This window comes from Caballeronia sp. LZ028, from assembly GCF_031451415.1.
Taxonomy (GTDB): domain Bacteria; phylum Pseudomonadota; class Gammaproteobacteria; order Burkholderiales; family Burkholderiaceae; genus Caballeronia; species Caballeronia zhejiangensis.
Map to the genome: position 1 here is coordinate 1523672 of NZ_JARUXN010000001.1, position 21744 is coordinate 1545415.

Genomic DNA, 21744 nt, shown 5'->3' on the forward strand with positions numbered 1-21744 from the left:
CGCGTCTGATTGCGAGGGGGCATGACTGATTCCGCGTCCGATCGCCCCACCGACTCGCTCTTCTTCGCGATCTATCCGGACGCAGTCGCCGCCGCGCGCATCGCCGAACTGGCGGCGCGGCTGCGTATCGAGCGCACGCTGAAGGCGAGGGCGATTCCCGCCGATCGCCTTCACGTCACCCTGCATTATCTCGGCGCCTTCGCAGGCGTTCCCGCCGATGTGGCCGCGCACGCTTGCGCCGCAGCATCCCGAATCGCGTTGCCGCCCGTCGATGTGACGCTCGACCGTATCGAAAGCTTTTCCGGCCGTCGCGCGAGACGCCCGCTCGTCGTTTCCGGCGATGTCACCGAGCCGCTCGACGCGCTCGAACGAACGCTCGGCACGGCGCTGGAAGCGGCAGGCATCGCACTGAAGCGGCATCCCCGTTTCACGCCTCATGTGACCTTGCTCTACGACGAACACCGCGTCGCGCGTGAGCGCATCGAACCCATCGCATGGACCGTGCGTGAGTTCGCGCTCGTGCGCAGCCGGCTCGGCAAATCGCAACACGAAGTCCTCGCGCGCTGGCCGCTCGTGCCGTGAATCGGCGGAACCACGCGCAATAAAAGGTTTCGCGGATTTTTCTAACGCGTTAAGGTGCGTGTATCGGAATGAATCGAGACGAAGCGCTTACATGACCCGATCCCGCCTGCTGCACATCACGCCCGACACCCACCACGTCCAGATCGATCTCGTCTACGCGACCGATCGCAATTTCACCGGCAAGCCCATCTACAAGGCGCAGCACTGCCTGCTGCTCGAGCCCGCCGAAGCGGCATTGCGTAAAGCCGTCGATATCGCGAAGAGCATCGGCATGACGCTCAGGATCTTCGACGCCTATCGTCCGCCGCAAGCGCAGAAAGTGCTGTGGGATTTCCTGCCCGATCCGACCTTCATCGCCGAACTCGGACGCGGCTCGAACCATAGCCGCGGCACGGCGGTGGACCTGACGCTCGTCGATCGCGACGGCAACGAGCTCGACATGGGCACCGGTTTCGATGCGATGGTCGCCGAATCCGAGCACTTTCACTTTGGCTTGCCGGAGCATGTGCAGCGCAATCGCACGCTGCTGCTGGGCGTCATGCACGGCGCGGGCTTCACGCACATCAAAAGCGAGTGGTGGCATTACGAATTGCCCGGCTCGCGCGAACTTGCTCTGATCGACAACGAAGAATGCGGCCCGCTGCGGCTCATGTAATCGGGGATTCGACATGAAACTGACTGCACTGATCACGGCGCTGATGCTCACGTTGATGAGCGCGCCGCCGGCAAGCGCCGCGACGCCGAAAGACATGTTCGTCATGGCCACGTTGCTCGATGAATTCACGTCGCTCGATCCCGGCGAAATCTACGAACTGGTGCCGGAGGAATACGTCGCGAACACGTATGACCGTCTGGTGCGCGTCGATCTGAAGGATCCGTCGAAATTCAATGGCGATGTCGCCGAATCGTGGACGGTGAGTCAGGACGGCCTCACGTTCACGTTCAAGATCCGGCCAGGACTCAAGTTCCATTCCGGCAATACGCTCACCGCCGATGACGTCGCGTGGTCGATCCAGCGCACCGCGCTGCTCGACAAGGGCGCGGCGGCGGTGCTTGCGGGCATCGGGCTGACGAAGGCGAACGCGTTGCAGAACGTGAAGAAGATCGACGATACGACCGTCTCGATCACGACGGATCAGCGCTATGCGCCGACCTTCGTGCTCAACGTGCTCGGTTCGTGGCCGGCGTCGGTGGTGGATCGCAAGCTCGTCGAATCGCACGCGAAGGGCAACGACTACGGCAACGAGTGGCTGAAGACCAACGAAGCGGGTTCGGGCGCGTACAAGCTCGTGAAATGGACCGCGAACGACAGCATCGTGCTGCAACGCTTCGACGGCTATCGCATTCCGCTCGCGATGAAGCGCATCGTGCTGCGTCACGTCACGGAAGCGGCGAGCCAGCGTCTGATGATCCAGAACGGCGACATCGACGTCGCGCGCGACCTCTCGCCCGACGATCTCGACACGCTCTCGAAGAACGGCGTCATCAAGGCGACGGCCGTGCCGCAAGCGACACTCATGTATCTCGGCCTCAACAACAAGAATCCGAATCTCGCGAAGCCGGAAGTCTGGGAAGCGATGAAGTGGCTCATCGACTATCAGGGCATTCAGAAGAACGTGATCCGCACGACCTACAAGGTTCACGAAGCGTTTCTCCCCGAAGGCTTTCTCGGCGCGCTGAACGAAAACCCGTATCACCAGGATGTCGCGAAGGCGAAGGCGCTGCTCGCGAAAGCGGGCTTGTCCAACGGCTTCACGGTGAAGATGGACGTGCGCAACGATTATCCGTACAGCGAGATCGCGCAAGCCGTGCAGGCGAATCTCGCGCTCGCCAACATCAAGGTGCAACTCGTGCCGAGCGACAACAAGCAGACGCTCGGACGATATCGCGCGCGGGCCCACGATATCTACATCGGCGAGTGGTCGGCGGATTACATCGATCCGCACAGTAACGCGCAGGGCTTCGTGTGGAATCCGGACAACTCGGATGCATCGAGCTACAAGATGCTCGCGTGGCGCAACGCGTGGGACATTCCACAACTGACGAAGGAAACCAACGCGGCGCTCGCCGAAAGCGATACGAAAAAGCGCGCGCAGCTGTACGAGAAGATGCAGCGTGAAGTGCTCGCGAAATCGCCGTTCGTCATCATGTTCCAAAAGGTGTCGCAGGTGGCGGCGCGGCCCGGCGTGACCGGTCTCGAAGTCGGGCCGATCAACGATCTCGTGTCGTATCGCAACATCAAGAAGCAGTGAACACGGTCACGCTCATCGGCTCGCGGCGCGGCGGCGCGCGCATCGCGTTGGCGCTCGCGCGCTGGATCGCGATGCTCGCCATCACGTTCACGGGCTTGCTCGCGATCACGTTTTTCATCGGCCGCAAGATTCCGATCGATCCGGTGCTCGCGATTCTCGGCGATCGCGCGTCCGCGACGGCTTATGCCGCCGCGCGTCTGCGGCTCGGTCTCGACAAGCCGCTCATCGAACAATTCCTGATCTACGCGCGCGACGTGCTGCACGGCAATCTCGGCATTTCGCTGTTGACGGCAAATCCGGTCATCGACGACATCAAGCGCGTCTTTCCCGCGACGCTCGAACTCGCGACGCTCTCGACCTTCATCGGCATCGCGATCGGCGTGCCGCTCGGCGTCGCGGCGGCGGTGAAGCACAATCGCATCGTCGATCACATCGCGCGCGTGATCGGGCTCGCCGGAAGCTCCGTGCCGGTGTTCTGGCTCGCGCTGATGGGCCTGCTGCTCTTTTACGCGCGGCTGCATTGGGTGTCCGGGCCGGGACGCATCGATCCGCTTTACGACGGCATGGTCGATACCCGCACGGGCAGTTTGCTCATCGATTCGCTCATCGCCGGCGAATGGGATGTCTTCGAGAACGCGTTCTCGCATATCGCGCTGCCGGCGAGCGTGCTCGCGTTCTATTCGATCGCGTATCTGTCGCGGATGACGCGCTCGTTCATGCTCGAACAACTGAGCCAGGAATACGTGACGACCGCGCGCGCGAAAGGGCTGCCCGAGCGCCGCGTGATCTGGCGGCACGCGTTCGGCAATATCGCGGTGCCGCTGCTGACGGTGATCGCGCTCGCATACAGCTATCTGCTCGAAGGCTCGGTGCTGACGGAGATCGTGTTCGCGTGGCCGGGCATCGGCTCGTATCTGACGGGCGCGCTGTTGAACGCCGACATGAACGCCGTGCTCGGCAGCACGCTCGTGATCGGCGCGACGTTCATCGCGCTCAATCTGTTGACCGACGCGCTGTATCGCGTGTTCGATCCGCGTGCGCGCTGACATGGAGGATCTTGCGCAGATGAAACAGCCGCGAACGGGCTCGCGCGCGTGGCTCCTGACCGATACGCCCGCGTCGCCGCGTCAAGCCGCGCTCGGGCGCGCGTATCGGCGCTGGCGGCGGTTCTCGTCGAATCCGTTGAGCATGCTCGGACTCGCGATCCTGCTGCTGCTGATCGTAGTCGCGGCGTTCGGGCCGATGCTCGTCACGCAGGATCCGTTGCAGCAGGTGCTCGCCGAACGTCTGACGCCGCCCGGCGCGGCGCACTGGTTCGGCACCGATCAACTCGGCCGCGACATCCTTTCGCGGCTCGTGCACGGCTCGCGCCTGACGCTCGCGATCGCGATGCTCGTCGTCGTGCTCGTGGTGCCGGTCGGGCTTTTGATGGGCACGGTGGCGGGTTATTGCGGCGGCATCGTCGATACGGTGCTGACGCGCTTGACCGACGTCGCGCTCGCATTTCCGAAGATCGTGCTCGCGCTCGCGTTCGCCGCCGCGCTCGGGCCGGGCGTGCTCAATGCGGTGATCGCGCTGTCGATCACCGCGTGGCCGCCGTATGCGCGTCTCGCGCGCGCGGAGTCGCTGCGGCTCGCGCAGGCCGATTACATCCATGTGGCGCGTCTGCAAGGCGCTTCGCATCTGCGCATTCTGCTGCGGTATATCGTGCCGCTGTGCTCGTCGTCGGTGATCGTGCGCGCGACGCTCGACATGGCCGGCATCATTCTCGCCGTCGCCGGTCTCGGCTTTCTCGGACTGGGCGCGCAGCCGCCGAGCCCGGAATGGGGTTACATGGTCGCGGCGGGCCGCAACGTGCTGCTCGACGCGTGGTGGGTCGCGACGATTCCCGGCCTCGCGATCCTCGCGGTGAGCCTCGCCTTCAACCTGCTCGGCGACGGTCTGCGCGACGTCTTCGATCCGCGTCACGGAGGCTGACATGCCCGATGCACTGGCTGAAATCGACGGACTGGACGTGGCCTTCGCGAGCCATGACGGCGTGCTCATGCCCGCCGTGCGCGGCGTATCGCTGACGGTGCGGCGCGGCGAGCGGCTCGGCATCGTCGGCGAATCGGGATCGGGAAAATCGCTGACGGGGCGCGCGCTGCTCGGACTGCTGCCGCCCGAGGCGAAATGGTCGGCTAAGGCGCTGCGTTTCGAAGGGCAGGACCTGCTCGCGATGCGCCCGAAAGCGCGCCGCCGCCTGTGCGGCACGCGCATGAGCATGATCCTGCAGGATCCGAAGTTCTCGCTGAACCCGGTGATGACCGTCGCGCAGCAGATGCGCGAAACATTTGTGCGGCAGGGCGTGAAAGAAGGCCGGCGCGCGTTGCGCGAGCGCATCGTCGCGGCGCTGGAAGCGGTGCATATCCGCGATCCGCAGCGTGTCGCGGATGCGTATCCGCACGAACTGTCCGGCGGCATGGGCCAGCGCGTGATGATCGCGATGATGGTCTCGGCCGGCCCGCGCCTTCTGATCGCCGACGAACCCACGAGCGCGCTCGATGTCCTCGTATCGATGCAGGTGCTTGCCGTGCTCGACGAGATGATCGCGCGCCACGATACCGGCCTCGTGTTCATCAGTCACGATTTGCCGCTCGTGATGTCGTTCTGCGACCGCGTCGCGGTGATGTACGGCGGTCGCGTCGTCGAGACGTGCGCGGCGCGCGATCTCGTTCACGCGACGCATCCGTACACGCGCGGGCTGCTCGAAGCGAATCCGCCGCTCGTGAATCCGCCCGACGAGTTGCCGACGCTGCGCCGCGACCCCGCGTGGCTCGATGAAGGCATCGCGCGATGATCGAAATCGAGCGCGCGCTCATCCGCTTCAAGACGAAGAGCGGTCACGTCGACGCCGTGCGCGACGTTTCGCTGCGCGTGGAAGAGGGCGAGGTTTTCGGACTCGTCGGCGAATCGGGCAGCGGCAAGTCGACGTTGTTGCGCGCGCTCGCCGGGCTGACGCCGCTGTCGGGCGGCAGGATAAGCATCGGATCGCGCCCTGGAAGCCGCGACGTGCAGATGGTGTTCCAGGACCCCTACGGCGCGCTGCATCCGCGCTTCACCGTCGACAAGACCTTGCGCGAGCCGCTCGCGATCAACGGCATCGGCGACGAAGACACGCGCATTCTCGCCGCGCTCGCCGAAGTCGGGCTCGGTCCGGCGTATCGATTCCGCTATCCGCATCAGTTGTCGGGCGGGCAGCGCCAGCGCGTGTCGATCGCGCGCGCGTTGATCGTCGAGCCGCGCGTGCTGCTGCTCGACGAGCCGACCTCCGCGCTCGATGTCTCCGTCCAGGCGGAAATCCTGAACCTGCTGCGCCGCCTGCATCGCGAACGCAAGCTGACGATGATCCTCGTGAGCCACAATCTCGCCGTGATCGGCTTTCTTTGCCAGCGCGTCGCGGTCATGCGCAACGGCGAAATCGTCGAGCAACTGGGCGTCGATGCCGTGCGTTCGCGCGACGTTACGCACGAGTACACGCGCCGGCTTCTGCTCGCGACTGAAGGCTACACACGACAGAACGCGTAGTCGTCGTACAAGCACAATCGTCATGACGCGGTCAATGGATGTTGCGCGAACGACGCATAAGCACGGCGATAAGCCCGGTATACGACGACGCGCGGCGGGCCGGCTTGTCTTCGACGAAACCGGTGCCGCCGCCGCTGATAGAATGTGCGCTGGATTGTCGAGACGTGCCGAACAACGCGCGAGCGTGGTTTTCCGGCTGCCTTCCGACTTCGAGCTAACCAACGGAAATCGTGACAGACCGCGCCCGTTCGCGGGTGAAAACCGGTCGTAATCCCCGATGAAATTGCTAGATGCTTTGGTCGAACAGCGGATCAACGAAGCCGCTGCGCGTGGCGAGTTCAACAACCTGCCGGGCGCGGGCGCACCGCTTCACTTCGACGACGACACCCTCGTGCCCGAGGAAGTGCGCGTCGCCAATCGAATCCTCAAGAATGCGGGCTTCGTCCCGCCGGCAGTCGAACAGCTTCGCGCGCTGCGCGGGCTTCAGGAAGAGTTCGACAAGGTGACGGACCCCGCGGCCCGTTGCCAGTTGCAAGCCAAGATGCTCGCGCTCGACATGGCGCTCGAGTCGCTGCGCGGCGGCGGCTGCGTGCCGCACGAATATCGCCGGCGCATCGCGGAGCGTTTGTCCGAGCGCGCGCAGTCGCGCGTGGCGGTGGACGTCAAGTGACCGGCCTGCCGGATGCGGCCGATCCCGCGCCCAGCGCTCAAATCGCCGATCCTGCCAGCGAACGCGATCGCCGCTTCATGGCGCTCGCGCAACGCGCCGCCGACGAAGCCCGTCGCGCGGGCGAAGTGCCCGTCGGCGCGGTCATCGTGCTCGGCGACGAAGTCATCGCCACCGGCTTCAATCATCCGATTCGCGGACACGATCCGTCCGCGCATGCCGAGATGGCCGCGCTGCGCGCCGCCGCCCAATCGCTCCAGAACTACCGCTTGCCGGGCTGCGAGCTCTACGTGACGCTCGAACCTTGCCTGATGTGCGCGGGCGCGATCATGCACGCGCGCATCTCGCGCGTCGTCTACGGCGCCACGGACCCGAAAACGGGTGCGTGCGGCAGTGTCGTCGACATGTTCGCGAATGCGCAGCTCAATCACCACACCACCGTGACGGGCGGCGTGCTCGCGGATGAATGCGGGCATGCGCTCAAGAATTTCTTCGCCGAGCGCCGCCGCCTCGCGCGCGACGAACGCGATGCGCGCCGCGCGCGCGAAGCCGGGCAACCCGCCGCCGATTCATCTGATCGAATAACAACATCGTGAAATCACGCACCATCGACCTCGTTGCGCCCTCTGGCTATCCACACGATCCGGCGGCCGTCGAGCGCGGCATCGGACGGTTGCGCAGGGAAGGGCATCGGCTCGAAAACGTCGACGCGACGCGCCGACGCTTCCAGCGCTTCGGCGGCACCGATGCGGAACGCGCCGCCGATCTCAATCGTCTTGCGGATGCATCGCGTCCGTTACCTGACATCGTACTTGCGGTGCGGGGCGGATACGGCGCGTCGCGCATCCTGCACGGCCTCGACTACACCGGGCTGCGCAGGCTCGCGGATCAGCCGGTGGCGATCGTCGGCCACAGCGATTTCACCGCGATTCAATGCGCGCTGTTCGCGCACGCCGGTGTGAAAAGCTTCGGCGGACCGATGTTCGCGGGCGATTTCGGCGCCGAGCAGGTCAGTTCGTTCACGATGCAGCACTTCTGGAACGCGATCTCGCGACCGAGTTTCACCATCACGAGCCATACGCCGCAGCAACAGACCGTCGACGCGACCGGCATGCTGTGGGGCGGCAATCTCGCGATTCTGGCGTCGCTCGTCGGCACGCCGTATCTGCCGCCGGTCGAGGGCGGAATCCTGTACATCGAGGATGTCAACGAGCATCCGTTTCGCATCGAGCGGATGATTTATCAGCTGTATCAGGCGGGCGTGCTCGGTCGGCAGCAGGCGATCGTGATGGGGGAGTTCTCCGGCGGCCGTCTGTCGGACTACGACAACGGCTATTCGCTCGACGCGATGATCGAGCAGGTGAGGTCGGTGACGGGCATTCCGGTGGTGACAGGATTGCAGTTCGGACACGTCGAAAATCTGCTGACGCTGCCCTTCGGTGCGGCGGCGCACCTTATCGCGAGCGAGCGGGGCTTCACGCTGAAACTTTCCGATTACCCGCATCTGGCTTGAGTCCGCGTGGCAAGGCGCTCAAGCGAGCGCCTTATTTTTAGCTCGGCCCTGCAACTAACTGTCGGTTCATGCACCGTCCGCGACAACTGCGTGCACCACGTCGGCGCTAGAATTGTCGACAAAAAAGAGGCGGCAATGCTGACAAAAACTTGTGGAATCTGCTGCGAAGCCCGCCGATATTGAGCCTCAGCAAAACGCGGTACTCGAAAAACGCGCGGTAACCGATAATTTTAAAAATGAATTGTTGACAATCTTTATGTCGATTCTAAGATGCTTAACATGCAAGCGAGCACATCATGTCCGACAGCAAGCGTAGTGCTGCACCGAACGCTGCAGATTCCGCTCCCAACGGGGCGAACGCCGAGTCGATCGCCGAGAACATCCGCGCCGCGATCCTCGAGCATCGGCTGGCGCCGGGCGCGAAGCTGACCGAAGCGCAGTTATGCGAGGTGTTCGCCGTGAAGCGCGGCACCGTCCGCCAGGCGCTCGCGCAACTGTCGAACGAACGGCTCGTCGATCTGGAGCCGAATCGCGGGGCGTTCGTCGCGAGTCCGTCGTTGCAGGAAGTGCATGAAGTGTTCGAAATGCGCCGCATCATCGAATTGGCCGTGGTGGACCGAATTGCGCAAGGGCACGGCGTGCGTCGGCTGAAGTCGATCAGCGCGACGATCGGAAAAGAGCGCCGCGCTTTCGAAAGCCACGATTTTTCGTCGTGGATCCGGCTCTCCGGCGAGTTTCACACCGAACTCGCGGCGCTTACCGGCAACACGGTGCTGTGCGAATGCCTGTCGGGACTCGTCGCGCGTTCGACGCTGATCTCGGCGCTGTATGAATCGCTCGGCAAGAGTTCGTGCTCGTTCGAAGATCACGAAGCGATTCTCGCCGCGCTCGATGCAGGCGATGCAGCGAAAGCCGGCGTGTTGATGGCGCAACATCTGCGCGACGTCGAACTGAAGATGCTGGAGCGGCCGGCACGCGGCGCGGTCGATCTGAAGGAAGTGTTCATGAAGCCCGCCGAGCGCGAACGAGCGCTCGATATGTAAGGCAGACAGACGGCAGATCGGACTATCTGCCATCGGCTGAATCAAGCAGGACTAAATAACTGGAGACCGTGCCTCGCGCTTCGCGCGAAGGCGCGTGGAGAGTCGCACGCTTTGAAAATCCGTAGCGTGTATCGCACCGAACAGGACGCTCGTGTGAGCGTGAAATGAAAGCCGCCGCAGGGCGGGCGTGCCGGGCCGATGCCTCGCGCGCTCTCGGCCTCATGCCCGAAGGCGAAAACGCAAATCCGAAGAATGCCGCGCGGGATGGAGACATCCGACACGTCAGCGAAGGCATCCGATCGAAGCTTGAACCCCGAGCATTTGCAGTTTTCTCATCACGCAAGCAGCCAATGAAGGAGACGTCATGGCCCAGTTCAGTGCATCCGGCAGCTCAACCCTGCCGCCGCTCGACAACGAGTATGAAGAGCAACATCTGCCCGCCGGTTACAGCGACCGGCTTTACAACGAGGACCTCGCCCCGCTCAAGAATCAGACCTGGGGCGCGTACAACATCTTCGCGTTCTGGATGTCGGACGTGCACAGCGTCGGCGGTTATGTGTTCGCCGGAAGTCTCTTCGCGCTCGGCCTGACGAGCTGGCAGGTGCTGGTGTCGCTGCTGATCGGCATTGGGCTCGTGAACGTGCTGTGCAATCTGATCGCTAAACCGAGCCAGGTGGCGGGCGTGCCGTATCCCGTCGCGTGCCGCGCCACGTTCGGCGTGCTCGGCGCGAACATTCCGGCCGTGATCCGCGGGCTCATTGCGGTGGCGTGGTACGGCATTCAGACATATCTGGCGTCGAGCGCGCTCGTCATCGTCGTGCTGAAGTTCGTGCCGTCGCTGATGCCTTATGCCGACGTCCACAAGTACGGCTTCGTCGGGCTTTCGGCGCTCGGCTGGGCGGGCTTCATGCTGCTTTGGGTGCTGCAGGCCGTCGTGTTCTGGCGCGGCATGGAGATGATCAAGAAGTTCATCGACTTCGCCGGTCCCGCCGTCTACGTCGTGATGTTCATTCTCGCCGGCTATATGGTGTGGCGCGCGGGCATCGACAATATCGGCCTGAACCTCGGCGGGGTGAAGTATCACGGCACGGAAGTGATTCCCGTGATGATCACCGCGATCGCGCTCGTCGTTTCGTACTTCTCCGGCCCGATGCTCAACTTCGGCGACTTCTCGCGCTACGGCAAGAGCTTTCGCAGCGTGAAGCGCGGCAATTTCTGGGGCCTGCCGGTCAACTTCCTGGCGTTCTCGGTCGTGACCGTCATCACGACTGCGGCGACGCTGCCGGTCTTCGGCCAGCTCATCACGGATCCGGTGGAAACCGTCGGCCGCATCGACCATCCGTCTGCTGTGATTCTCGGCGCGCTGACCTTCACGATCGCGACCATCGGCATCAACATCGTCGCGAACTTCGTGTCGCCGGCCTTCGACTTCTCGAACGTCGCGCCGAAGCTCATCAGCTGGCGCATGGGCGGCATGATGGCGGCGGTCGCGTCGATCTTCATCACGCCGTGGAACCTGTTCAACAACCCGGCCGTGATCCACTACACGCTGGATATTCTCGGCAGCTTCATCGGACCGCTGTATGGCGTGCTGATCCTCGACTTCTATCTCGTGAAACGCGGCAAGCTGGTGGTCGACGATCTCTACACGGTGTCGGAACAGGGCAAGTACTGGTACACGAAGGGCGTGAACCGCCGCGCGGTGATGGCGCTCGTGCCGGCCGCCGTGCTCGCGACGCTCTGCGTGATGGTGCCGGCGCTCGAAGCCGCTGCGAACTTCTCGTGGTTCATCGGTGCGGGACTCGGCGCGGTGTTCTATTACTTCCTCGCGGATCGCAAGCGCGGAGTCTAAAACGATAGCTGGAACCTGAGAGAATTTCCGAAGGCAGTGTGGAGACAGCAATGCGCATCAAACTGATCAACCCCAACACGACGCAGCGCATGACCGACTCGATGGGCCGCTGCGCCCGCGAGGTCGCCGCGCCCGGCACGGAGATCGTCGCCGTCAGCCCGACGATGGGCCCGCCGTCCATCGAAGACTATTACGACGAGGCGGTCGCGTCGCTCGGTCTGCTCGCCGAAGTGGAAGCGGGCGAAAAGCAGGGCTTCGACGGCTATGTGATCGCGTGCTTCGGCGATCCGGCCCTTTACGCCGCACGCGAACTGGCGCGCGGCCCGGTGATCGGCATCGCGGAGGCGGCGATGCATGCCGCGAGCGTCATCGCGCCGGGATTTTCCGTCGTCACGACGTTGCAGCGTACCGTCGGCATGGCTTGGCATCTGGCGGAGCGCTACGGCATGGAGCGCTTCTGCAAAAACGTCCGCGCGACAGACGTCCCCGTGCTCGAACTGGATGTGCCGGGGTCGCCGGCGCGTCGGACGATCATCGACGAATGCAGGCGCGCGCTCGACGAAGACGGCTCGGACGCCATCGTGCTCGGCTGCGCGGGCATGGCGGAGTTCTGCCGCGAAGTGGAGGACGCGATCGGCGCGCCGGTGGTTGAGGGCGTGACGGCCGCGGTGAAATGGGCGGAGGCGCTCATCGCGCTGAAGCTGCACACGGCGAAACGCGGCGACTACGCGCGCCCGCTCGCGAAACGGTACGACGGCGTGCTGTCGGATTTCAGCCCGCGCCGATAGCCTTTTCGCCGGACACATACCGATGACGTGACCCGGATTATGCGCCCTGATGTATGGGCGCGTCCGGGTCTTTTAGCTACACTGAATCGTCGACAATCCCGTTTTTTCAACGCTTGAGCAGAACGCCAGCCATGTCACTCGATCCGAACTACCCACGCGATTTGATCGGCTACGGCCGCCACCCGGTGCAGGCGAACTGGCCGGGACGGGCGCGCGTCGCCGTGCAATTCGTGCTCAATTACGAAGAAGGCGGCGAGAATTGCGTGCTGCACGGCGATCCGGGCTCCGAGCAGTTCCTGTCGGAGATCGTGGGCGCGGCGGCGTATCCGTCGCGTCACATGAGCATGGAGTCGATCTACGAGTACGGTTCGCGCGCGGGCGTGTGGCGCATCCTGCGCGAGTTCGAGAAGCGCGGCATGCCGCTGACGATCTTCGGCGTCGGCATGGCGATCGAGCGGCATCCCGAAGTGGCGAAGGCGTTCGTCGAACTGGGGCATGAAATCGCGTGTCACGGCTATCGGTGGATTCACTATCAGGACATGTCGCCGGAGAAGGAAGCCGAACACATGCGCCTCGGCATGGAAGCGATCGAGCGCGTGACGGGCGTGCGGCCGCTCGGCTGGTATACCGGGCGCGATAGCCCGAATACGCATCGGCTGGTCGCGGAATACGGCGGTTTCCTCTACGACTCGGACTATTACGGCGACGACCTGCCGTTCTGGACCGAAGTCGAAGTGACGGGCGGCGAGAAGAAGCCGCATCTGATCGTGCCGTACACGCTCGACACCAACGACATGCGCTTCGCGACGCCGCAAGGCTTCAACACGGGCGATCACTTCTTCACGTACCTGAAAGACGCGTTCGACGTGCTCTACGAAGAAGGCGACGAAGCGCCGAAGATGCTGTCCATCGGCATGCACTGCCGCTTGCTCGGCCGGCCGGGGCGCTTTCGTGGCCTGCAGAAATTCCTCGATCACATCGAGAAGCATGATCGCGTGTGGGTTACGCGGCGTGTCGACATCGCGCGTCACTGGCGCGAGCAACATCCTTTCGAAAAAGCTAACAACGGGACGGCGGCATGAAGGCGATGCACTACACACTCGACCAACTCAACACCATGCCCGCCGACACGTTCGTGACGGTGCTCGCGGGCATTTTCGAGCACTCGCCGTGGGTGCCGGAAAGAGCGGCGCAACAGCGCCCGTTCAAGGACATCGACGCGCTGCATCGCGCGATGTCGCAGATCGTCGAAGAGGCCGGCGAAGACAGGCAGCTCGCGCTCATCAACGCGCACCCGGAGCTCGCGGGCAAAGCGGCGGTGCGCGGCGAGCTGACCGCCGAATCGACGCGCGAACAAAGCGGCGCGGGCCTGAATCTGTGCACGCAGGAAGAGTTCGACAGGCTTCAGTCGCTGAACGCGCAGTATCGCGAGAAATTCGGGTTTCCGTTCATTCTCGCGGTGCGCGGCTATGACCGTCACGGCATCATCGCGAACTTCGAAGCGCGCGTGAATCACGACCGCGCCGAAGAATTGCGCACGAGTCTCGACCAGATTTACCGGATCGCGGGCTTCAGGTTGAACGACCTGATTCAAGCGGCGTAATCCGCAAACAACCGTAAACGAACGAAAAGAAGGACAGAAACAAATGGCAATCCCGACACTCGATCCCAATGCGCCCGACTTCACGCGCCGCTATGTGAACCTGGCGGACCCGCGTCTGGGCGCGCAGGCACTCGAGGCGAGCGACGATTTCTTCGCGCCGAAGGAACGCATGCTGAATCCCGAGCCGGCGGTGTTCATTCCCGGCAAGTACGACGATCACGGCAAGTGGATGGACGGCTGGGAAACGCGCCGCAAGCGCACGACGGGCTATGACTGGTGCATCGTCAAGCTCGCGCGTCCGGGCGTCATCAAGGGCATCGATGTCGACACGAGCCACTTCACCGGCAACTTCCCGCCGGCGGCGTCGATCGAAGGGGCGCATGTCGCCGACGGCGCACCGAATCAGTCGACGCAATGGACGGAAATCGTCCCGTCGACGACGCTGCAGGGCAACAGCCATCACTATCTCGAAGTCGAGGTCCAGCAGCCGTTCACGCATCTGCGCGTGAACATCTATCCGGATGGCGGCATCGCGCGTCTGCGGGTCTATGGCCAGCCGCAACTCGACTGGAGCAACGCGGACAAGCATGCGCTCGTCGATCTCGCCGCGATGGAAAACGGCGCGTACATGGTCGGCACGAACAATCAGCACTTCGGTCTCGCATCGACCTTGCTGATGCCGGGCCGCGGCGTGAACATGGGCGACGGCTGGGAAACGCGCCGGCGTCGCGAGCCGGGCAACGACTGGTGTATCGTCGCGCTGGCGCAGCCGGGCGTCATCAAGAAGGTCGAAGTGGATACCGCGCACTTCAAGGGCAATTTCCCCGACCGCTGCTCGCTTCAGGCGGCATACGTGAAGGGCGGCACGGACAGCTCGCTCGTCACGCAGGCGATGTTCTGGCCGGTGCTGCTCGGCGAACAGAAACTGCAGATGGACAAGCAGCATTTTTTCGAGTCCGAACTCGCCGCGCTCGGCCCCGTGACGCACGTGCGCTTCAATATTTTTCCTGACGGCGGCGTGTCGCGTCTTCGTCTCCTCGGAACCCTTGCATGATGAAGAAACTCGCTATCGAACCGTTGACGCGCGCAGCGTTCAAGCCTTATGGCGATGTCATCGAACTCGATGGCGCCAAGCAGATTCCAATCAACCTCGGCACCACGATCCGCTTCCACGATCTGTGCAACGTCGACGTGACCGACGGCGGCGGGCACGCGATCGTCAATCTGTTTCGCGGCCAGCCGCGCACGCTGCCGTTCGAATGCAAGATGATGGAGCGTCATCCGCTCGGCAGCCAGGCGTTCATTCCGCTCGATGACCGGCCGTATCTCGTCGTCGTCGCGCCCGCGGGCGATCTCGACGAATCGAAGATCCGCGCCTTCGTCACGCGCGGCTGGCAGGGTGTGAACTATGCGAAAGGCGTGTGGCATCACCCGCTGCTCGCGCTGGGGAAGGTGAGCGATTACATCGTCGTCGATCGCGGCGGCGGCGAAGGGCACAACCTCAACGAGCAGGATCTGAAGGAATCGCTCTGGCTGACCGAAGACGCGCTGCGATAGGCGCATCGAAAGCAGCACCCGCGCAGTGACGAAAGACCGGAACGCACCTCCGGTCTTTTTTTTCGTCACAGCGCCGCCCACACCACCCGATATCGCCGCCTTCCCACCCGAAATCTCCGTTGAACGGGACAGACCCGCCCCTTACCCTTGACGGACGGCTTGCATCCGGCCAGCGTCCGCCTCGGGACCGTCCGGTGCCGCACTAATAAATACGGAGACAGCATGAGCGATTCGGCCAGGAGGCGCGCGAGCGTAAGCGGTAACGATCAGTATGACTACATAGTGGTCGGGGCAGGATCGGCGGGATGCGCGGTCGCGAGCCGCCTTGCCGACCAGCAAGGGGTCACGGTCGCATTGCTGGAGACCGGCCCGGACGATCATCACTACACGGTGTGGGCGCCCGTCGGCGTGGCGAAGCTGGCGGTGAAGGAAAATGTGCGCAACTACGGTTATCACACGCTGCCGCAACCGTCGCTGAACAACCGGGTGTCGTTTCAGCCGCGCGGCCGCGGACTCGGCGGCAGCTCGTCGATCAACGGCATGCTGTATGTCCGCGGTCATCGCAACGATTACGATCAATGGGCGCAACTCGGATGCCGCGGCTGGAGCTACGAAGAAGTCCTTCCGTACTTCCGCAAGGCCGAGTCGAACGGCCGGATCCGCAATGGTCTCGACGACGCCTTCCACGGCGCGCAAGGCCCGCTGCACGTCTGCGATCAGCGCACGCTCAATCCGTTCAGCCAGCGCTTCATCGACGCCGCGTTGCAGGCGGGCATGCGGCTCAATCACGATTTCAACGGACAGCATCAGGAAGGCGTCGGGCTATATCAGGTCACGCAGTACAACGGCGAGCGCTGGAACACCGCGCGCGCGTATCTGCATCGCGGCGACGCAGCCGATGCATCGCTCTGCGGCGGCCGCGACTCGCTCTCGGTGATGACCGGCACGATCGCGCTGCGCATCGAGTTCGACGGCAAGCGGGCGACCGGCGTGCGCGTCGTGCGCGATGGCGTCGAGCGCAGCCTGCGTGCGCGTCGCGAGGTCATCGTGTGCGCGGGCGCGTTCAATTCGCCGCAACTGCTTCTGGCATCGGGAATCGGCCCGGCCGCGCATGTGCGCGAGATGGGTATCGATGTCGTGCACGATCTGCCGGGCGTCGGCGAGAACCTGCAGGATCACATCGACATCACGATCAAGAAGGCCGTGCCGACCGCCGATCTCTACGGCTACTCGTGGCGCAACATCGCGCGCATGATTCCGGAGCTGATGCGCTACAGGCGCGACCGCACAGGCATGTTCGCATCGAACATCATCGAGGCGGGCGGCTTCACGCGCAGCCGCGAAGGGCTCGCGGAACCCGATCTGCAGTTCGCGTTCATTCTCGCGCTCGTGGGCAGCCGTGGCGACGGCGCGGGCAGGAAAGCGCCGCCGGGATACAGCTGTCACGCGACCAACCTGCGCCCGAAAAGCCGTGGCGTGCTTCGCCTCAAGTCGCGCGACATGCGCGATGCGCCGCTCATCGATCCGCGCTATCTGAGCGTGGAATCCGACATGGACAACCTCGTGACCGGCGTGCGGCTCATTCGCCGGATTTTCTCGCAGCCCGCGCTTGCGCAAGCGGGCGGGCGCGAGCTCATGACCGACGATTTCGGCCCCGGCGAGGGCGATGAGCGCGCCATTCGCGCTTACATCCGCCAGCATGCGGACACGCTCTTTCATCCGGTCGGGACATGCAAGATGGGCGTCGATGAACTCGCGGTCGTCGACCCCGACCTGCGCGTGCGCGGCATCGATGGTCTGCGCGTGGCCGACGCCTCGGTCATGCCGACGATCATCGGCGGCAACACGAACGCGCCGACCATCATGATCGCGGAGAAGGCCGCGGATCTCATTCGTGCCGCCGTCTCCACCGAGACGCGCGTCGAGGCAATCTAATTCAGCGGGGAACATCGCATGCAAAACGGTGACACACAGGCGCTGCCGAAACCTTATCCGCCGTCGCTGCCGGCGACCGCGGCGACGCGCGCGGCGCACGAGCGCGCGCTGCACGAACTGCCTCCCGACGATCCCGAGGAGGAAGCGGACGCGCGGCGCGGATTCATCGGCACGGTGCCGGACGCCGAGGTGCGCGGCGCATATGGCCAGCTCGTCTGGAGCCTCGCGGACTACGCGTTTCTGAACGAGCCCGAGGCGCCCGACACCGCGCATCCGTCGCTGTGGCGTCACGCCCGCATCAATTCGCTGCACGGCCTTTTCAAGGTGACGGAGCGCATCTATCAGGTGCGGGGTTTCGACGTCTCGAACGTCACGTTCATCGAGGGCGACAGCGGGCTCATCGTCATCGATCCGCTGACATGCAAGGAAACCGCCGAGGCCGCGCTCGCGCTCTATTGCGCGCATCGGCCGAAGCGTCCGGTCGTGGCCGTCATCTACAGCCATAGCCACGCGGATCATTTCGGCGGCGTGCGCGGCGTCACGAATGACGCGGATGTGCAGGCCGGGCGCACGGCGATCATCGCGCCGGCCGGGTTCATGGAAGAGGCGGTGTCGGAAAACGTGATGGCCGGCCCGGCGATGGCGCGCCGCGCGCAGTTCCAGTTCGGCCACACGCTCGCGCGCAACGCGTGCTGCCAGATCGATGCCGGCATGGGCAAGACCATGCCGCGCGGCACGATCACGCTGATTCCGCCGACGCAGCTCATTCGCGAGCCGCTGGAGACGCATGTCATCGACGGCGTCGAGATCGTTTTCCAGCTGACGCCGGAAAGCGAAGCGCCCGCCGAAATGCATTTTTACTTCCCGCAGGAGCGCGCGCTCAATCTCGCGGAGAACGGCACGCGCTCGCTGCACAATCTGTGTCCGCTGCGCGGCGCGAACGTGCGCAATGCGCAACGCTGGGCGCGCTATCTGGGCGAGTCGCTGGAGCGCTTCGGACGCCACGCGGATGTCGTGTTCGCGCAGCACAACTGGCCGACTTGGGGCCGCGAGCGTATCGCCGGATATCTCGAAGCACAGCGCGATCTTTACAAGTATCTGCACGATCAGACCGTACGCATGATGAATCGCGGCATGAACGCGGCCGAGATCGCGGAGGTCATGCGCCTTCCCGATTCGCTTCACGCGCTGTGGCACGCGCGCGGCTATTACGGCACGGTGTCGCACAACGTGAAGGCCATCTATCAGCAGTATCTGAGCTGGTACGACGGCAATCCGTCGAATCTGCACGCGCTGCCGCCGGAACTGGCGGCGCCGCGCTACGTCGAGTACATGGGCGGCGCGGATGCCGTGCTCGAACGCGCGCGCCGGGACTTCGGCAAGGGCGAATATCGCTGGGTCGCTCAGGTGATGAATCATCTCGTGTTCGCGCAGCCGCAGTTGCTCGAAGCGCGCGCACTGGGCGCGGCGGCGCTGGAGCAGATGGGCTATCAGGCCGAATCGGCGACGTGGCGCAATGCGTTCCTTCTGGGTGCGCGCGAGTTGCGGGAAGGGCATCGCGCGGCGACGCAGTTCGCGAGCCGCAGCCGCGACATGGTGTGCGCGATCACCGAAGACATGTTCTTCGACTATCTGGCGGTGCGTATCGACGGGCTGAAGGCACAGAATCTGACTGCGCGCTTCGACTGGCGTTTCAGCGATGTCGACAAGCGCTTCTCCGTGAATCTGCAGCACGGCGCGCTGACGTGGTCCGCGCTGCCGTGTGCGTTGCCGCCGCACGCGCAGATCGACATGACGCGCGAGACGCTGAATCTGATCCTCTGCGGCGAAACCGGCTTCGCGGGCGCACTGCGCGAAGGTCAGATCCGCGTCACGGGCGATCTCGACGCGTTCAAGTCGCTGCTCGGCGCGCTCGAACAGGTCGACAACGACTTCAACGTCGTGGAACCGTAAGCGGCGCGTCGTTATCGCGTATCGAAAGGCCGGTGCGGGCGCGCCGGCCTTTCGCGTTTCGGGGCGCGCTCTTTATCGAACGGCTAAGATAGTCGGCCCAGACGAGCCTGAAACAAGGAACCACGCATGATCGATCTTCGCAGCGACACCGTCACCCGTCCCAGTCAGCCGATGCTCGCCGCGATGACCGCGGCCAAAGTCGGCGACGATGTCTGGGGCGACGATCCGACCGTCATCGAATTGCAAGGCAGGCTCGCGGAGCGCACGGGCAAGGAAGCGGGCCTGTTCTTTCCGAGCGGCACGCAGAGCAACCTCGCGGCGTTGATGGCGCATTGCGCGCGCGGCGACGAATACATCGTCGGCCAGCAGGCGCACACGTACAAGTACGAAGGCGGCGGCGCGGCGGTGCTCGGCAGCATCCAGCCGCAGCCGATCGAAAACGCGCCCGACGGCGCCTTGCCGCTCGACAAGATCGCGGCGGCGATCAAGCCGATCGACAATCACTTCGCGCGCACGCGTCTGCTCGCGCTCGAAAACACCATCGGCGGGAAGGTGCTGCCGGCGTCTTATGTCGCGGAGGCGACGCAACTCGCGCGCAGTCGCGGTCTGTCGACGCATCTCGACGGCGCGCGCGTATTCAATGCGGCGGTGGCATCGGACAAACCAGTCGGCGAACTGTGCGCGCCGTTCGACTCGGTTTCCGTCTGCTTCTCGAAGGGGCTGGGCGCGCCGGTCGGTTCGGTGCTGGTCGGATCGAAGGCATTGATCGATGTCGCGAGCCGCTGGCGCAAGGTGCTCGGCGGCGGCATGCGCCAGTCGGGCGTGCTGGCGGCGGCGTGTCTGTATGCGCTCGATCATCACGTCGATGGCCTCGTGCAAGACCACGACAACGCCGCGCATCTCGCCGCCGGCCTCGCACAGATCGATGGCATCAAGATTCAGTCGCACGCGACGAACATGGTTTTCGCGCAGATTCCCGAGGCGCATTGCGCGCGGCTCGAAGCCTTTCTGAAGGAGCGCGGCATCCTCACGCAGATGCTCTATGCGTCGCGCTTCGTCACGCATCGCGATGTGTCGCGCGCCGATATCGACACGGTCGTTCGCGCGGTGAAGGATTACTTCGCACGTTGAAGGTCGAATGAAAAATGCCCCGCTTCCGAACGAAGCGGGGCATTTCATTGCGCGCAGCGGCAAGCTTATTCGACAGCGCCGCCTGCAAACCACGCCGCCACCTTCTGACGCTCCGCATCCGTCATTTGCGTGACGTTGCCGAGCGGCATCGCCTTCAGCGTCACGGCCTGCTGATGCACGCGCTGCGCATTCTGCTTGATTTCCGCGGGCGTATCGAGCAGGACGCCGGCGGGTGCGCTGCCCATCATCGTCGGATGCGCGGAGTGGCACGTCGCGCAACGCTGCTGGATGATCGGCTGAATGTCGGAGACCTTGATCGTCGGCGCGCCTGCGGCCTGGGCGACGGGCACCGAAGGTGCGGGCATCGTCCATGCGAACGCGCCGAGCACCAGCACGAGACCCGCGACCGGCATGTACCACAGCACCTGGCCGCGATGGCGCATCACGAAGAACTGGCGAATCAGCGCGCCCGCCAGCATGATGAGCACGAGGATCAGCCAGTTGTACTTGTGCGTGTAGGTCATCGCGTAGTGGTTCGACAGCATCGCGAACACCACCGGCAACGTGAAGTACGTGTTGTGCACGGAGCGCTGCTTGCCGCGCTTGCCGTAGATCGCGTTCGGCGTTTCGCCCTTGAGCATCGCGGCGACCATCTTGCGCTGGCCCGGAATGATGACGAAGAACACGTTCGCCGACATGATCGTCGCGATCATCGCGCCGGTGATCAGATACGCCGCGCGGCCCGCGAACACATGGCACGCGATGAACGCAGCGATCAGCACATAGATGCCGACGCAGATGCCGAGCAGCTTGTCGTTGGTGCCGAGCACGCGGCACAGCGTGTCGTACACGATCCAGCCGGCCATCAAAAAGCCGAGCGCGGCCGATACGGCGACCACCGGACCCATGTCGAGCACGCTCTTGTCGATGAGATACGTGCTCGGCGCCATCAGATACAGCACGAAGAAGAGGCCGAAGCCCGACATCCACGTCGTGTACGACGGCCAGAACGACCAGTGCAGGTTTTCCGGCATGTCCTGCGGCGCGACGGAATACTTCTGCATGTGATAGAAACCGCCGCCGTGAACGTGCCAGAAATCGCCGAACACGCCGCGTCGGCGCGCGTTCGGGTCGGTTGGCGGTTTCAAACTGTTGTCCAGCGCGACGAAATAGAACGATTCGCCGATCCACGCGATCGCGACGATGACGTGCAGACAGCGCAATACGAGATTGAGCCAGTCGGTGACAAAGCCTTCCATGTACTCCTCCACTACCGATTCGTTATGTGCTTGTGGGGTTCA

General features: G+C 64.0%; 21 protein-coding genes. 20 read left to right on the top strand and 1 reads right to left on the bottom strand.

Annotated features, from left to right (window positions below; translation table 11 throughout):
- Nucleotides 1–21: 21 nt before the first annotated feature.
- The 20 genes from thpR to ltaE all read left to right on the top strand — a co-directional run bounded on the left by thpR (nt 22) and on the right by ltaE (nt 20443).
- The gene (thpR, locus tag QCE58_RS07155) at nt 22–582 is read left to right on the top strand and encodes an RNA 2',3'-cyclic phosphodiesterase (protein ID WP_250521080.1); all 561 of its coding nucleotides are present in this window, start codon (nt 22–24) and stop codon (nt 580–582) included.
- A 91-nt stretch (nt 583–673) separates the two neighbouring features.
- On the top strand, nt 674–1237 hold the full coding sequence (gene ddpX, locus QCE58_RS07160; protein ID WP_034473567.1) for a D-alanyl-D-alanine dipeptidase: 564 nt from the start codon (nt 674–676) through the stop codon (nt 1235–1237).
- 13 nt (nt 1238–1250) lie between these two features.
- Nucleotides 1251–2834, top strand: coding sequence for an ABC transporter substrate-binding protein (locus QCE58_RS07165; RefSeq protein ID WP_008350038.1), 1584 nt, complete (start codon nt 1251–1253; stop codon nt 2832–2834).
- Nucleotides 2835–2905: 71 nt separating this feature from the next.
- Nucleotides 2906–3880 carry an ABC transporter permease gene (locus QCE58_RS07170; RefSeq protein ID WP_235366356.1) on the top strand — a complete coding sequence of 325 codons (975 nt, stop codon included), beginning with the start codon at nt 2906–2908 and terminating at the stop codon, nt 3878–3880.
- A 19-nt stretch (nt 3881–3899) separates the two neighbouring features.
- On the top strand, nt 3900–4811 hold the full coding sequence (gene nikC, locus QCE58_RS07175) for a nickel transporter permease (RefSeq protein WP_250521081.1): 912 nt from the start codon (nt 3900–3902) through the stop codon (nt 4809–4811).
- A gap of 1 nt (nt 4812) precedes the next feature.
- Nucleotides 4813–5673 carry an ABC transporter ATP-binding protein gene (locus tag QCE58_RS07180; RefSeq protein ID WP_250434602.1) on the top strand — a complete coding sequence of 287 codons (861 nt, stop codon included), beginning with the start codon at nt 4813–4815 and terminating at the stop codon, nt 5671–5673.
- Nucleotides 5670–6401, top strand: coding sequence for an ABC transporter ATP-binding protein (locus QCE58_RS07185; protein ID WP_008350032.1), 732 nt, complete (start codon nt 5670–5672; stop codon nt 6399–6401). The genes QCE58_RS07180 and QCE58_RS07185 overlap by 4 nt, the downstream gene beginning before the upstream one ends.
- Nucleotides 6402–6678: 277 nt before the next feature.
- Nucleotides 6679–7071: a DnaJ family domain-containing protein gene (locus QCE58_RS07190; RefSeq protein ID WP_033537251.1), complete on the top strand. Its 393-nt coding sequence runs from the start codon at nt 6679–6681 to the stop codon at nt 7069–7071.
- Nucleotides 7068–7664, top strand: coding sequence for a tRNA adenosine(34) deaminase TadA (gene tadA / locus QCE58_RS07195; protein WP_175979996.1), 597 nt, complete (start codon nt 7068–7070; stop codon nt 7662–7664). Before QCE58_RS07190 ends, tadA begins: the two co-directional genes overlap by 4 nt.
- On the top strand, nt 7658–8581 hold the full coding sequence (gene ldcA, locus QCE58_RS07200; protein WP_174447754.1) for a muramoyltetrapeptide carboxypeptidase: 924 nt from the start codon (nt 7658–7660) through the stop codon (nt 8579–8581). Before tadA ends, ldcA begins: the two co-directional genes overlap by 7 nt.
- A gap of 296 nt (nt 8582–8877) precedes the next feature.
- The gene (locus QCE58_RS07205) at nt 8878–9624 is read left to right on the top strand and encodes a GntR family transcriptional regulator (RefSeq protein ID WP_250480477.1); all 747 of its coding nucleotides are present in this window, start codon (nt 8878–8880) and stop codon (nt 9622–9624) included.
- A gap of 364 nt (nt 9625–9988) precedes the next feature.
- Nucleotides 9989–11476, top strand: coding sequence for an NCS1 family nucleobase:cation symporter-1 (locus QCE58_RS07210; RefSeq protein WP_175979998.1), 1488 nt, complete (start codon nt 9989–9991; stop codon nt 11474–11476).
- Nucleotides 11477–11526: 50 nt separating this feature from the next.
- On the top strand, nt 11527–12264 hold the full coding sequence (locus tag QCE58_RS07215; protein ID WP_250456399.1) for an aspartate/glutamate racemase family protein: 738 nt from the start codon (nt 11527–11529) through the stop codon (nt 12262–12264).
- A gap of 131 nt (nt 12265–12395) precedes the next feature.
- Complete coding sequence (gene puuE / locus QCE58_RS07220) at nt 12396–13346, top strand: allantoinase PuuE (protein WP_008350018.1); 951 nt, start codon at nt 12396–12398, stop codon at nt 13344–13346.
- The gene (gene uraD / locus QCE58_RS07225; protein ID WP_008350016.1) at nt 13343–13867 is read left to right on the top strand and encodes a 2-oxo-4-hydroxy-4-carboxy-5-ureidoimidazoline decarboxylase; all 525 of its coding nucleotides are present in this window, start codon (nt 13343–13345) and stop codon (nt 13865–13867) included. The genes puuE and uraD overlap by 4 nt, the downstream gene beginning before the upstream one ends.
- A 43-nt stretch (nt 13868–13910) precedes the next feature.
- A complete protein-coding gene (gene alc / locus QCE58_RS07230) occupies nt 13911–14921 on the top strand; it encodes an allantoicase (protein ID WP_250480479.1) in 1011 nt (336 codons plus the stop codon).
- Nucleotides 14921–15424 carry an ureidoglycolate lyase gene (locus QCE58_RS07235; protein WP_033537260.1) on the top strand — a complete coding sequence of 168 codons (504 nt, stop codon included), beginning with the start codon at nt 14921–14923 and terminating at the stop codon, nt 15422–15424. Before alc ends, QCE58_RS07235 begins: the two co-directional genes overlap by 1 nt.
- A gap of 222 nt (nt 15425–15646) precedes the next feature.
- The gene (locus QCE58_RS07240) at nt 15647–17359 is read left to right on the top strand and encodes a GMC family oxidoreductase (protein ID WP_250480480.1); all 1713 of its coding nucleotides are present in this window, start codon (nt 15647–15649) and stop codon (nt 17357–17359) included.
- 18 nt (nt 17360–17377) lie between these two features.
- Nucleotides 17378–19312 (top strand): alkyl/aryl-sulfatase, encoded by a 1935-nt coding sequence (locus QCE58_RS07245; protein ID WP_051996674.1) that lies wholly within the window; start codon nt 17378–17380, stop codon nt 19310–19312.
- A 126-nt stretch (nt 19313–19438) separates the two neighbouring features.
- Nucleotides 19439–20443, top strand: a complete 1005-nt coding sequence (ltaE, locus tag QCE58_RS07250; protein WP_250480481.1) for a low-specificity L-threonine aldolase — start codon at nt 19439–19441, stop codon at nt 20441–20443.
- 65 nt (nt 20444–20508) lie between these two features.
- On the opposite strand, the gene QCE58_RS07255 is transcribed toward ltaE, so the two are convergent.
- Nucleotides 20509–21702, bottom strand: a complete 1194-nt coding sequence (locus tag QCE58_RS07255) for a urate hydroxylase PuuD (protein WP_008350004.1) — start codon at nt 21700–21702, stop codon at nt 20509–20511.
- Nucleotides 21703–21744: the final 42 nt, after the last annotated feature.

Bases quoted from the DNA above. Each gene is read 5' to 3' on its own strand.
- thpR (WP_250521080.1), top strand. From the start codon at position 22: ATGACTGATTCCGCGTCCGATCGCCCCACCGACTCGCTCTTCTTCGCG.
- ddpX (WP_034473567.1), top strand. From the start codon at position 674: ATGACCCGATCCCGCCTGCTGCACATCACGCCCGACACCCACCACGTC.
- QCE58_RS07165 (WP_008350038.1), top strand. From the start codon at position 1,251: ATGAAACTGACTGCACTGATCACGGCGCTGATGCTCACGTTGATGAGC.
- QCE58_RS07170 (WP_235366356.1), top strand. From the start codon at position 2,906: ATGCTCGCCATCACGTTCACGGGCTTGCTCGCGATCACGTTTTTCATC.
- nikC (WP_250521081.1), top strand. From the start codon at position 3,900: ATGAAACAGCCGCGAACGGGCTCGCGCGCGTGGCTCCTGACCGATACG.
- QCE58_RS07180 (WP_250434602.1), top strand. From the start codon at position 4,813: ATGCCCGATGCACTGGCTGAAATCGACGGACTGGACGTGGCCTTCGCG.
- QCE58_RS07185 (WP_008350032.1), top strand. From the start codon at position 5,670: ATGATCGAAATCGAGCGCGCGCTCATCCGCTTCAAGACGAAGAGCGGT.
- QCE58_RS07190 (WP_033537251.1), top strand. From the start codon at position 6,679: ATGAAATTGCTAGATGCTTTGGTCGAACAGCGGATCAACGAAGCCGCT.
- QCE58_RS07205 (WP_250480477.1), top strand. From the start codon at position 8,878: ATGTCCGACAGCAAGCGTAGTGCTGCACCGAACGCTGCAGATTCCGCT.
- QCE58_RS07210 (WP_175979998.1), top strand. From the start codon at position 9,989: ATGGCCCAGTTCAGTGCATCCGGCAGCTCAACCCTGCCGCCGCTCGAC.
- QCE58_RS07215 (WP_250456399.1), top strand. From the start codon at position 11,527: ATGCGCATCAAACTGATCAACCCCAACACGACGCAGCGCATGACCGAC.
- puuE (WP_008350018.1), top strand. From the start codon at position 12,396: ATGTCACTCGATCCGAACTACCCACGCGATTTGATCGGCTACGGCCGC.
- uraD (WP_008350016.1), top strand. From the start codon at position 13,343: ATGAAGGCGATGCACTACACACTCGACCAACTCAACACCATGCCCGCC.
- alc (WP_250480479.1), top strand. From the start codon at position 13,911: ATGGCAATCCCGACACTCGATCCCAATGCGCCCGACTTCACGCGCCGC.
- QCE58_RS07235 (WP_033537260.1), top strand. From the start codon at position 14,921: ATGAAGAAACTCGCTATCGAACCGTTGACGCGCGCAGCGTTCAAGCCT.
- QCE58_RS07240 (WP_250480480.1), top strand. From the start codon at position 15,647: ATGAGCGATTCGGCCAGGAGGCGCGCGAGCGTAAGCGGTAACGATCAG.
- QCE58_RS07245 (WP_051996674.1), top strand. From the start codon at position 17,378: ATGCAAAACGGTGACACACAGGCGCTGCCGAAACCTTATCCGCCGTCG.
- ltaE (WP_250480481.1), top strand. From the start codon at position 19,439: ATGATCGATCTTCGCAGCGACACCGTCACCCGTCCCAGTCAGCCGATG.
- QCE58_RS07255 (WP_008350004.1), bottom strand. From the start codon at position 21,702: ATGGAAGGCTTTGTCACCGACTGGCTCAATCTCGTATTGCGCTGTCTG.